At 67.8% G+C, this 11,748-nt stretch carries 13 protein-coding genes and 1 pseudogene; 1 reads left to right on the forward strand and 13 read right to left on the reverse strand.

Features of this window, described 5'->3' with window-relative positions; genetic code table 11:
- Positions 1-380 precede the first annotated feature (380 nt).
- From AB0H64_RS08745 to msrA, 9 genes and pseudogenes are all read right to left on the reverse strand, one after another.
- A complete protein-coding gene (locus AB0H64_RS08745; RefSeq protein ID WP_357621763.1) occupies positions 381-1,313 on the reverse strand; it encodes a GNAT family N-acetyltransferase in 933 nt (310 codons plus the stop codon).
- Positions 1,314-1,368: 55 nt separating this feature from the next.
- Positions 1,369-1,668 carry a helix-turn-helix transcriptional regulator gene (locus AB0H64_RS08750; protein WP_357621766.1) on the reverse strand — a complete coding sequence of 100 codons (300 nt, stop codon included), beginning with the start codon at positions 1,666-1,668 and terminating at the stop codon, positions 1,369-1,371.
- Positions 1,665-2,021 (reverse strand): type II toxin-antitoxin system RelE/ParE family toxin, encoded by a 357-nt coding sequence (locus AB0H64_RS08755; RefSeq protein WP_357621768.1) that lies wholly within the window; start codon positions 2,019-2,021, stop codon positions 1,665-1,667. Before AB0H64_RS08755 ends, AB0H64_RS08750 begins: the two co-directional genes overlap by 4 nt.
- A 183-nt stretch (positions 2,022-2,204) precedes the next feature.
- On the reverse strand, positions 2,205-2,621 hold the full coding sequence (locus AB0H64_RS08760; RefSeq protein ID WP_357621771.1) for a PIN domain-containing protein: 417 nt from the start codon (positions 2,619-2,621) through the stop codon (positions 2,205-2,207).
- Positions 2,597-2,908 carry a hypothetical protein gene (locus tag AB0H64_RS08765; RefSeq protein WP_357621774.1) on the reverse strand — a complete coding sequence of 104 codons (312 nt, stop codon included), beginning with the start codon at positions 2,906-2,908 and terminating at the stop codon, positions 2,597-2,599. The genes AB0H64_RS08760 and AB0H64_RS08765 overlap by 25 nt, the downstream gene beginning before the upstream one ends.
- 73 nt (positions 2,909-2,981) lie before the next feature.
- Positions 2,982-3,089, reverse strand: a pseudogene (locus tag AB0H64_RS08770) (peptide-methionine (S)-S-oxide reductase); the annotation flags it as partial.
- A 21-nt stretch (positions 3,090-3,110) separates the two neighbouring features.
- A complete protein-coding gene (locus AB0H64_RS08775; RefSeq protein ID WP_357621776.1) occupies positions 3,111-3,629 on the reverse strand; it encodes a type II toxin-antitoxin system RelE/ParE family toxin in 519 nt (172 codons plus the stop codon).
- Positions 3,630-3,632: 3 nt separating this feature from the next.
- Positions 3,633-3,941, reverse strand: a complete 309-nt coding sequence (locus AB0H64_RS08780; RefSeq protein WP_357621779.1) for a type II toxin-antitoxin system prevent-host-death family antitoxin — start codon at positions 3,939-3,941, stop codon at positions 3,633-3,635.
- A 56-nt stretch (positions 3,942-3,997) separates the two neighbouring features.
- On the reverse strand, positions 3,998-4,660 hold the full coding sequence (msrA, locus tag AB0H64_RS08785) for a peptide-methionine (S)-S-oxide reductase MsrA (protein WP_357621781.1): 663 nt from the start codon (positions 4,658-4,660) through the stop codon (positions 3,998-4,000).
- 120 nt (positions 4,661-4,780) lie between these two features.
- Between msrA and rarD the strand changes: the two genes are divergently transcribed.
- The gene (rarD, locus tag AB0H64_RS08790; protein WP_357621783.1) at positions 4,781-5,716 is read left to right on the forward strand and encodes an EamA family transporter RarD; all 936 of its coding nucleotides are present in this window, start codon (positions 4,781-4,783) and stop codon (positions 5,714-5,716) included.
- On the opposite strand, the gene AB0H64_RS08795 is transcribed toward rarD, so the two are convergent.
- The 4 genes from AB0H64_RS08795 to nuoL are packed head-to-tail and all read right to left on the reverse strand — an operon-like array spanning position 5,692 to position 11,748.
- The gene (locus AB0H64_RS08795; RefSeq protein WP_357621786.1) at positions 5,692-6,681 is read right to left on the reverse strand and encodes a polyprenyl synthetase family protein; all 990 of its coding nucleotides are present in this window, start codon (positions 6,679-6,681) and stop codon (positions 5,692-5,694) included. The genes rarD and AB0H64_RS08795 overlap by 25 nt on opposite strands.
- 11 nt (positions 6,682-6,692) lie before the next feature.
- Positions 6,693-8,267: an NADH-quinone oxidoreductase subunit NuoN gene (nuoN, locus tag AB0H64_RS08800; protein ID WP_357622173.1), complete on the reverse strand. Its 1,575-nt coding sequence runs from the start codon at positions 8,265-8,267 to the stop codon at positions 6,693-6,695.
- Between the two features lie 8 nt (positions 8,268-8,275).
- Positions 8,276-9,841: an NADH-quinone oxidoreductase subunit M gene (locus tag AB0H64_RS08805; protein WP_357621789.1), complete on the reverse strand. Its 1,566-nt coding sequence runs from the start codon at positions 9,839-9,841 to the stop codon at positions 8,276-8,278.
- Entirely contained in the window at positions 9,841-11,748 is a 1,908-nt protein-coding gene (gene nuoL, locus AB0H64_RS08810; protein ID WP_357621792.1) for an NADH-quinone oxidoreductase subunit L, read from the reverse strand. The genes AB0H64_RS08805 and nuoL overlap by 1 nt, the downstream gene beginning before the upstream one ends.

The raw sequence follows: 11,748 nt of genomic DNA on the forward strand, positions 1-11,748 counted from the left end.
TGACGATCGTGGCCACGCTGCTATGGCCCGCCGGCAGCTGCTCGTACGGGTACACCGTGGTGCGACGGCTCGCCCGCAGCACCTTCAGCCGATAGTCGTCGATCGGCTCCACCGGCTCGTCCGACGGCCCGCCGACGGTCAGCTCGGCTGTACCGGTGGCGTCGAAGGAGATGCGGACCCGCGTCGACAGCCTCTTGGAGACCAAGAGCGCCAACATCCGCTCCACCATCCACCGCATCATCCATGGCCGGAGACCTGCTGGTAGAGCGGTGACATGCTGAAGGTGAACATCACAGCTCAGGTAAGTTCATTCTCAGCGCCAACGGCTGTTCCTGGGTCCTCGACCCCGTAGGTGGCGCTCCGCCCCCGGCAACAAATCCTTAGGACCGGAGGTCGTTGGAGAGGTTGATCCGGATCTCCGTGTTGCGGTATCCGGCGCGCAGGAAAGCGGCCGCCATCGGCCCGTTGCCCACGTCGGTGGTGGCGGTGATGCGCGACTCTCCGTTGGCCGCGTGCATGCGGGTGATCTCGGCGAGCACCTCGTCCACGTATCCGCGCCCCCGGAACTCCGGGACCACCCCGAGATACCCCACGTTCACGTTGTACGGCGTCGCCGAGGGGATCGCCATGCCCGCCACCTCGCCCTCGTGCGTATAGGCGATCCGCCACCACTCCCGCTTGCCCGGCGCTCCGAGATAGAAGTCCATCTCTTCGCGCGCGGCCGCGTCCACGCCCATGGCCGCCACGCTCGTTCGGGTCTGGAAGTCCAGGCTGCCCTCGGCGATTCTCGTGAACACCGCCAGGAACTCCTCGTCGGACGCCTCGGCGAACCGCAGCGCCCCGGCCGCCGGGGGCACCCCGTCGGCCGGCGCCCACTCGAACTGCAGCCGCTCCACCTCCTGGGTGAGGCCGGCCGCGTGCGCTGCCGCCCGCCGCCATTCCACGGCCGCCGAGATGGCCGGATCCTCACGCCAGCCGCCCGCTGCCTTGATCGCGTACTGCACCGGCCGCGGGAACCCTGCCAACGCGGCCCTGATCAGTTCGGCGGCGACCGCGGTGCGCTCACCCACCGCGGGATCCACGTCGAGGCAGTCGAGCGCGACCGGATACGCGCTGTCCCTCGGCCCCCACCACAGCGCCCGTCCCACGACCCGGTCGCCGACCTCGGCGATCCACGTCCACTCCGGCCGGTACATGTTCTCGGCCAGTTCAGCGAGGTAACGGTCGGCGGGGATCCAGCCGACGGGCTCGGTCACGACCCACGCGGTCACACGGTCGAGCTCCGCGGGAACGATCGCACGGTAGGAAATCACCTGCAGAGGTTAGCGAACCTTTTGTCCAACTCGTAGACAAATATCCCACCTCAGCTCAAGCAGCGGGAGCCCGTGGCCTCAGGCGAACCTCGACATCCGCGTCCAGGGCATGCGCCAGACGCTCCAGAACCGGCAACGTGGGAATGGTCCCGCCCGCCTCGAACCGCGCCACAGCCGACTGTGTCATGCCTGCCGCACGAGCCAGGTCGTTCTGACTCCAGCCTCGCCCCTCACGCATCTCCCGGACCGTCTTACCCAGTTCGTAGGCGAGACGTGTGGCCTCATATGCCTCAGCCGCACCCGGCTCGGTCATCCGCCGATCTCTGAGTTCTCGCCAGCTCCCCTGCCCGCTCATGCTGTTTCTTCTTCCTCGTCGACGGTGTGCGCCAGTTCGACACAGCGACGCATGGCTCGCCGGCCCCGCTCAACCTCACGATCATCACGCATCCGCGTCTTGTGAAACACAGTCAAGAGCACGATCCGGCGATGAGGTGCGATCCAGTAGGTGATACGCACGGCGAACTCGTCAAGGTGAAACCGGAGCTCACGTAGCTTGCCGTCAAGCTGCTCGGTGTAGGGCTCCCCCAGCAAGGGCCCTTCCGCCGCAAGCAGATCAACATAGAAAGCCACTCTCGCGAACGATGCCGCAGGTAGACCTTCAAGCCACTTCTGAACTTCCGGTTCCAGTTCTACGGTACCCCAGCCCATAGCGTTGATGCTATGAGCCGCACGTCCATCGCACTCTGCTTTCGACCGAACACAGCCGCCTGCCGAAGGAGCGACTTCGGCGAGGAGGACAGAGGAAGCGATATCAACGAATACAGCTCACGCCCACCAGATGGCGGGAGCCGCATGAGTGGAGCCCGGGCTCCCGCTCCGTACTCAGCAGCCTCAGACAGCGACCACCTGCACTGCCTTCCCGCACAGTCTGCTCATGTCGTCCTGGTCAGACGTCAGAACGATGACAGGGCGCACCGAGCGCAGTGCGGTGGCCGCGACCACAGCGTCGATGGCGTACTTGTGACCGTGCAGGCGGGCATCTCGAAGAAGCTCGATCGCTCGCGAGGAGATGTCCTCGGTCACCGGCTCGATCTTCAGCCGGGACAGATACCACCTGAGACGATCGCCTTTGACGCGGACGTCTTGCGCCTCGATCGGTGTTATGGCGCTGACCACAACCCGAAAGTCGTTGTCCTGCGCCTCCCGCACGAACGCCGTCACCCGCTGGTCGGCCTCGCACCACCGCACGAGCCCCTCGCAATCGAGAACGACGGTGCCGGCGCTCAACCGGCTTCGTGCGCGCGCCACCCGTCCTCCTCCTGGAGTTCGGGCGCGGACTTGACGCGGCGGAACAATTCCGCCGCCTCATCACGCAAGGACTGCGGGATCGGCCCAGCAGCGGCCTCGTTCGCCTGCAGGGCCTCCTCCAGGAGATCCCGCTCGATCTGGCGCTCCACAGCGGCATCAACGTAGGCGGAAAACCCGCGGGCCCCGACCCGCTCTCGGACAGCACGAATGTTGCCCGCCCTCAGAGACACACTGACCTTGGCGGCCGGGCCGTCTCCCGGGGCGAAGTCCCGCTCTGGCATGCTCATGGGCTCAGTTTACTACTCGAAGTAGCAAAATGCCGGTCCTCGCTCTGCGCAAGGACCGGTCACTACGCATGCCCTACGCGTCGCCGGATGTCAGGCCGACCGGACAGGAGACTCCGGTGCCACCGATGCCGCAGTAGCCTCCGGGGTTCTTGAAAAGGGACTGCTGGTGGTAGCGCTTGGCTTCAGGCAATAGCTGCACGACCTAATGTGGCTTGGACCGGTACTCAGCCCACATGTCGACTGCCTCTTGAAGGTCAAGAGCGGCAACGACCTCACGCGCCATCCCGACCGTGTAGATCAACCGGTCCGCGAGCCAGTCTGGAACCGGTTCCCTGGGAGGTGCCTTCTCCACCCGCATGTGATCGGCCAACGTGCCGAGGCGTTCGATCACCTGACCGAGCTGGACGATCTCGGGACGGCCTGCACCCGCCTCGCGGACCCTCGCCGTCGCCTCCGCGTACACTTCCGCGTCGGCACGTTCGCCGACAGCCCACACCTCGCAGATCTCCACCGACTTGTCCTCAGTGATGCGGTAGACGACACGCCAGGTGTTGCCACCGACCACCAGCTTCCGGAAACCGGTCAGTTCTCCGCCAAGTGGGTAACCAGCTTCAGGGTTGTCCAGCAGGAGAAGGATCTTCTTGAGTACCTTGGGTGCCGCGTCTGGGCCAATACGCCGGAGGTCGTCGACTGCCGGCGCCGTGAAGACGACGTCCGACACGATTCACTCATCGTCCGGGATGGCGGACAGCGACTCGCGAGTATGCCCGAAAGCGGCAAGCACCTCATCGAGTGAGACCCGTTCCCCCGTGTCCGTGACCGAACGGGCGAGCACCAGCGCCAGATCACGCAGATCAGCCGCCGCCTCCTCCAGCTCATTGAGCCGACGAATACTCACCACGGCCGCCACTGGTTGATGCCGACGGGTGACCACCAGATCGGCCCCCCGCTCGGCATCAGCCACCAGGCGGGCAACGCCTCGCTGGGCCGCCTCCGTGACGCTCAGCTCAGTAGCATCGTGCAGAACGGTCATGCATCAACTGTACATCTTTCTATACAGAACCGCAGCGCCTATGGCAGCGCATCGGCTCACGCGTCGCCGGATGTCAGGCCCACTGGACACGCGACTCCGGTCCCGCCGATGCCGCAGTAGCCTCCCGGGTTCTTGAAAAGGTATTGCTGGTGGTACTCCTCCGCGAGGAAGAACGGGCCCGCCTCGGCCAGCTCCGTCGTGATGTCCCCGTACCCCGCCTCCGACAGCACCTTCTGGTACGACTCCCGCGACCCCTCCGCCGCCCTGCGCTGCTCCGGCGAGTGGTAGTAGATGGCCGAGCGGTACTGCGTGCCGACGTCGTTGCCCTGGCGCATGCCCTGGGTCGGGTCGTGGGCCTCCCAGAAGACCTTCAGCAGGTCCTCGTACGACACCTTCGACGGGTCGTACACGACCCTGACGGCCTCCGTGTGGCCCGTGCGGCCGCTGCAGACCTCCTCGTACGTCGGGTTGGGCGTGTAGCCGCCCTGGTAGCCGACGGCCGTGGTGATGACGCCGGGCGTCTGCCAGAACTTGCGCTCGGCACCCCAGAAGCAGCCGAGGCCGAAGTCGGCGACCTGTGCGCCCTGCGGGTACGGCGGGGCGATCGGGGCGTCGAGGACCGCGTGCCGGGCCGGGACCGGCATCTCCTCCGGGCGCCCCGGCAGGGCGTCCTCCGGCCGGACCATGCTCGTCTTGTTGCCGCCGAACAACCAACCCATGGTGCACCTCCGCAGACTCTGCCTACGATACAGAACGCCTAACGCTTAAGGGCCGCTACATAGTCCCGCATAGCGATACACATTTGTGTTTAAGCGTGGTAAGGCACGAATATGGGGGACATGCCTGACGTTCGCCGCGGTGTGCTGTTCGGAGTCGCCGCCTACACGATGTGGGGGCTCTTCCCCCTCTACTGGCCTCTCCTCAAGCCCTCCGGAGCCGTCGAGATCCTCGCCCACCGCATCGTCTGGTCGCTGGTCGCGGTCGTGGCGGTGCTCGCGGTCCGCCGTCACTGGTCGTGGATCACGACGATGGTCCGCCAGCCGCGCAAGCTCGGTCTCCTCGCCCTCGCCGCCGCGATCGTCACGGTCAACTGGGGCGTCTACATCTACGCCGTCAACACCCACCACGTCGTCGAGAGCGCTCTCGGCTACTTCATCAACCCACTGGTCAGCGTGCTGTTCGGGGTGGTGCTGCTGCGTGAGCGGCTGCGGCCGCTGCAGTGGGTGGCCGTGGGGTTCGGCGCGCTGGCCGTCCTCGTGCTGACCCTCGACTACGGCCGGCTGCCCTGGATCGCGCTCACGCTCGCCGTCTCGTTCGGCGTGTACGGGCTGATCAAGAAGCACGCGAACGTGGGCGCGGCCGAGAGTCTGACCGTCGAGACCCTGGTGCTGCTGCTGCCGGCCCTGGGCTACCTCGTGTACCTGGAGGCGGCCGGGCAGGCGACGTTCGGGCACACCGGCGGGGGGCACGCGCTGCTGCTGGTCGGCGCGGGGCTCATCACCGCCGTGCCGCTGCTGTGCTTCACGGCCGCCGCGATCAGGGTGCCGCTCAGCACGATCGGCCTGCTCCAGTACATCGCGCCGGTGCTGCAGTTCCTGTGCGGGGTGCTGGTCGCGAAGGAGACGATGCCGGCCAGCCGCTGGATCGGCTTCTCTGTCGTGTGGCTGGCGCTGGCCGTCTTCACCTACGACAGCATCCGTACGGCCCGCGCCACCCACATCCGCAACCGGGAGGCGCGGCCCGTCACGGCTCAGCCGGAGCGCTCCACCACGTAGTCGCACAGCGCCATGAACGCGGCCTTGGCCGGGATGTCCGGCAGGGCGGAGATGTCGTCGCGGGCCCGGTCCACCCAGGCCACCAGCTCGTCCCGGGCCCGCGCCATCGCCGGGTGCTCCCGCAGCAGCGTCAGCGCCTCCTCCACGTCCGCCTCGGCCACCGGGCCGGACAGCAGCTCCATCAGCCGCGACGGCGTGCCGGAGGCGAGCGCGTACAGGACGGGCAGTGTGTGGACGCCCTCGCGCAGGTCGGTGCCGGGGGTCTTGCCGGACTCGGTGGAGGTGGAGGCCACGTCCAGCAGGTCGTCGCCGAGCTGCCAGGCCACGCCGATCGCCTCGCAGGCCCGGCTGAGCCGCTCCTCCACGTCGGCGGGCGCGCCCGACAGCAGCGCGCCGAAGCGGCCGGAGGCGGCGATCAGCGAGCCGGTCTTGTCGGCCAGGACGCTGATGTAGTGCGCGACGGGATCGTCGTCGCCGCGCGGCCCGATCGTCTCGCGGATCTGTCCCTGCACGAGCCGCGAGAACGTCTGCGCCTGGATGCGGATCAGCTCCGGCCCGAGATCGGCCAGGATGTCGGACGCCTGGGCGAACAGGTAGTCGCCCGTGAGGATGGCCACGGTGTTGTCCCACCGGGCGTTGGCCGACGGGGAGCCCCGGCGGACCGGGGCCTCGTCCATGACGTCGTCGTGGTAGAGCGACCCCAGATGGGTCAGCTCGATGACCACGGCGCCGGGCACGACACCCGGCGCCGACGGGTCGCCGAACTGGGCCGCCAGCAGCACCATCAGCGTGCGGAAGCGCTTGCCGCCCGCCTCGATGAGGTGCTTGGACGCCTCCGTGACGAAGGCGTCCTCGCTCTCCACCGACGAGCGCAGGAGCTTCTCCACGGCGGCCAGGCCGGTGGCCACGTCCTGCGCCAGCCGCTCGTCCTCAATGGGAAGGTCAACAACGGGAGGCGCGGACATGGCATATCCCCTTATCGGATGAACAGGTTGGCCGCGGCCTCGTTGGCCACGTCCAGCATGGGCTGCGGGAAGATCCCGACTCCTACCGTAACGAGCACCGCCACGGCGATGACGGCCACGGTGCCCATACTCGGCTGGGCGATCGACGGGCCGTCGGCCGCGGGCTCGCTGAAGAACATCAGCACGATGACGCGGACGTAGAAGAACGCGGCCACCGCCGAGGCGACGACGCCCAGCACGACCAGCCCGGTCATCCAGCCGCCCATGGAGTCGCCCCGCTCCGAGCCGCTGGCCAGGGCCGCCGCGAACACCGCGTACTTCCCGAAGAAGCCGCTCGTCAGCGGGATGCCGGCGAAGGCGAGCAGGAAGAAGGCGAAGATGCCCGCCAGCAGCGGCGACCGCTTGCCCAGGCCCGCCCAGCGCGACAGGTGACCCGCCTCGCCTCCGGGGTCCCGGATCATCGTGACGACCGCGAACGCGCCGACCGTCGTGAAGCTGTAGACCAGCAGGTAGAACAGGATGGCCGACAGCGAGCCGGAGTTCTGCTGGCTCTTGTCGAACGTGGCCATGACGCCGATGAGCAGGAACCCGGCGTGCGCGATCGAGGAGTAGGCCAGCATCCGCTTGATGTCGGTCTGCGTGATCGCCAGCACCGCACCCACGATCATGGTGAGGGCCGCGACGGCCCACACGACCGGGCGCCAGTTCCAGTCGAGGTTGCCCAGGCCGACCCAGAACACCCGCAGTACGGCGCCCATGGCCGCGACCAGCGTGCCCGAGGCCATGAGGGCGGTGATGGGGGTCGGCGCGCCCTGGTAGACGTCCGGCTTCCACGCCTGGAACGGCGCCGCGCCGATCTTGAACAGCAGGCCGACGCCCAGCATCGCGAACCCGATCAGCAGCAGCGGGTCGAGCAGCGAGCCACCGGCCAGGGCCTTGTTGATGCCCGGCAGCGACACGGTGCCGGCGTAGCCGTAGAGCATGGCCGTGCCGTACAGGAAGAACGCCGAGGAGAACGCGCCCAGCAGGAAGTACTTCATCGACGCCTCCTGCGACAGCAGGCGACGCCGGCGGGCCAGGCCGCACAGCAGGTACAGCGGCAGCGACATGACCTCGAGGCCGACGAACATGGTCAGCAGGTCGTGGGCGGCGGGGAACAGCATCATGCCGCCCACCGCGAACAGCAGCAGCGGGTAGATCTCGGTGTGACCGCCGCCGCCGGCCTCGGCCTCCTCCTCGTCGGAGCTGCCGGGCACCGCCGCCGCCGAGGCGACGAAGTGGCCCTCGTCGTTGACGAGCAGCACGCACACGAACGACAGGACGAGGATGACGCCCCAGATGAACAGCGAAGGCCCGTCGACCGCGACCGCACCCATGGCCACCGCCGCGCTGGGCGTGCCACGCATGATCACCTGGACGAGCACCAGGGCGAACGCACCGCCCAGGGAGATCAGCGTGAGCGGTACCTGCATCACCTTGCGCAGGTAGCGGGGCGCGAACGCCTCCACGAGCACGCCGAGCACCGCCGCGCCGAAGACCAGCAGCATCGGCGCCAGCGTGCCGTACTCGATCGTCGGCGCCTGCATGATGTCACTCACTGACCGGCCCCCTTCTCAGCGATAGCCGGGTTGTCCACCTTGACGTTGACCAGCGTCTGGGTCACCGCCGGGTTGATCACGTCGAGCAGCGGCTTGGGGAAGAAGCCGAAGCCGATGATCAGCGCGACCAGCGGCGCGAGCACGACGATCTCGCGCACGTTCAGGTCCTTGAACGCCTTGACCGGCTCGGCGGTCGGCCCGTTGAGCGTCCGCTGCACCATCCACAGGATGTAGACGGCCGCCAGGATGACCGCCACCGCCGAGACGACGGCCGCGACGGTCAGCGCCCCGGACCCGTGGGCCGAGCTGGAGTACGTGCCGGTCATGACCATGAACTCGCTGACGAAGGACGACAGTCCCGGCAGCGACAGCCCGGCCAGACCGGCGATCAGGAAGAAGCCGGCGAGCAGCGGAGCCACCTTCTGCACGCCGCCGTAGTCGGCGATGTGCGGCGAGCCGCGCCGGGCGATGAGGAACCCGGCGGCCAGGAACAGCGCGCCGGTCGAGAAGCCGTGGTTGACCATGTACAGCGTGGCGCCCGACTGGGCGACCTGCGACATGGCGAACACGCCCATCACGATGAAGCCGAAGTGCGAGATCGACGTGTAGGCGATGAGCCGCTTCATGTCGCTCTGCCCGATCGCCACGATCGCGCCGTAGATGATGCTGATGACCGCGAGCACCACGATCGGCATCGTGAACGCCTTGGCCGCGTCGGGGAACAGCTCCAGGCAGAAGCGGAGCATCCCGAACGTACCCACCTTGTCCAGCACGCCCACGAGCAGCACGGCCGCGCCGGCCGGGGCCTGGGCGGCGGCGTCGGGCAGCCAGGTGTGGACCGGCCACAGCGGCGCCTTGATGGCGAAGGCGATGAAGAAGCCGGCGAACAGCCACTTCTGCGTCGCCGGGTCCTGGATGGCGCCGACGAGCTCGGGGAACATGAACGTGCTCTTGCCCGCGACCACGTACAGCCCGATGACGGCGACCAGCATGAGCAGGCCGCCGAACAGCGAGTAGAGCAGGAACTTGACGGCCGCGTACGACCGCTGCGCCCCGCCGTACGACCCGATCATGAAGTACATCGGGATGAGCATGGCCTCGAAGAACACATAGAACAGGAAGATGTCGGTCGCCGCGAAGACGCCGATCATCATCGCCTCGAGGACGAGCAGCAGCGAGAAGTACGTCTTGACCGACCGCTTGGGCGTGATCAGCGTGCCGTCGGCGGAGCGGACACCGTCGGCGTCGTGCCACGAGGCCAGCACCACGATCGGCACCAGCACCGCGGACAGCACGATGAGCACCAGCGCGATGCCGTCGACGCCGACCCCGAAGTGGACGCCGAAGCTGGGGATCCAGTCGTAGACCGCGGCGAACTTGAACCGCTCGCCCTTGGCCGACGGGAACTGGAACGCCATGACCAGCGTCAGCGCCAGCACGACCAGCGAGACCGCCAGCGTGACCTGCTTGGCGACCTGGTCGGCGCCCTTGGGCAGCAGGGCCACCACGACGGCCCCCAGCACGGGCACCGCCAGGAGTATGGGGAGCCAGAGTGACGACATCAGATGTTCCCAACGAGGAGCAGGGCGCCGGTCAGCAGGGCGGCACCGATCAGGATGGACAACGCGTACGTTCTGGCGAAGCCCGTCTGGATCCGCCGCAGGCGGCCCGAGGTCCCGCCGATGCCCGCGGCCAGCCCGTTGACGACTCCGTCGATGCCGCGGTTGTCGAAGAACACCGCGATCCGGGTGAGCCACTGACCGGGCCGCATGAACAGCGACTCGTTGAGCGCGTCACCGTACAGGTCACGCCGGGCGAACGTGGTGAGGAACGAGCCGCGCGGCTGGACGGCGGGCACCTCGGCCCGGCCGTACCGCACCCAGGCGAACGCGGCACCGACCGCCACCAGCGCCAGCGTGGCGAGGCCGGGAACACTGGCGAAGTGGAACGTGGGCAGCTCTTCGGGACGCCCGACCGCGGGCGCGAGCCACAGCATCAGCCTGTTGCTCAGGATGAGGTAGCCACCGAGGAAGATCGAGCCGATCGACAGGATGATCAGCGGCCACGTCATGACGGCCGGCGACTCGTGCGGGTGCGCGTCGTCCGCCCACCGCTTCTCGCCGAAGAACGTCATGAAGATCATCCGGGACATGTAGAAGCCCGTGATGCCCGCACCGGCCACGGCCAGCCAGCCGAGCACCTGGTTGTGCTCCACGGCCGTCTCGATGATGCCGTCCTTGGTGAAGTAGCCGGACAGCAGCGGGAACCCGATGATCGCCAGGTAGCCGATGATGAACGTGACGAAGGTGACGGGCATGTACTTGCGCAGCCCGCCGTACTTTCGCATGTCCACCTCGTCGTTCATGCCGTGCATGACCGAGCCGGCGCCGAGGAACATGTCGGCCTTGAAGAAGCCGTGCGTGATCAGGTGGCCGATGGCGAAGGCGTAGCCCGCCGGGCCGAGGCCCGCGCCGAGCATCATGTAGCCGATCTGCGACATCGTCGAGCCGGCCAGGCCCTTCTTGATGTCGTCCTTCGCGCAACCGATGATCGCGCCGGCGAGCAGCGTGGCCGCGCCGACGATCGCGACGGCCAGCGCCTGCGCCGACCCCTCGGGGAAGAAGAACGCGCCCGAGCGGACGACCAGGTAGACGCCGGCGGTGACCATGGTGGCGGCGTGGATGAGGGCCGAGACCGGGGTCGGGCCCTCCATCGCGTCGAGCAGCCAGGACTGCAGCGGGAGCTGCGCCGACTTGCCGCACGCGCCGAGGAGCAGCAGCAGGCCGACCGCGGTGAGCGTGCCCTGCGACATGCTGCCGACCTTCTCGGTCAGGTCACCGAAGGCGAACGTGCCGGTCGCGGTCCAGATGATGAACATGCCGACGAGCAGCCCGAAGTCACCGACGCGGTTGACGACGAACGCCTTCTTGGCGGCGACCGCGGCCGACGGCTTGAACTGCCAGAAGCCGATCAGCAGGTACGAGGCCAGGCCCACGCCCTCCCAGCCGATGAACAGGCCGACGTAGTTGTCGGCCAGCACCAGCAGGAGCATCGCGGAGACGAACAGGTTCAGGTACGCGAAGAACCGGCGCCGGTCGGTGTCGTGCGACATGTAGCCGATCGAGTAGATGTGGATCAGCGATCCGACACCCGTGATCAGCAGCGCGAAGCTGATCGACAGCGGGTCGATGAGCAGCCCCATGTCGACCATGCCGGGGATGAACTCGTACAGGTGCACGGCCTGACGCCGTTGCTCGGCCGGCAGGCCGATCATGTCGAAGAACGCCAGCACCGCCACGACGAACGAGGCGAGGGACATGGCCACGCCCAGCAGATGGCCCCACCGGTCGGTCTTGCGCCCGAGGATCAGCAGGATCGCCGCGCCCAGGAGCGGGAAGGCGATCATGAGCCACGAGACGCCGATCACGCCGCCGGTGGTGTGCTGGACGATCTCAGCGGGAGATTCCAC

Source organism: Nonomuraea sp. NPDC050733, from assembly GCF_040654215.1.
Classification (GTDB): domain Bacteria; phylum Actinomycetota; class Actinomycetes; order Streptosporangiales; family Streptosporangiaceae; genus Nonomuraea.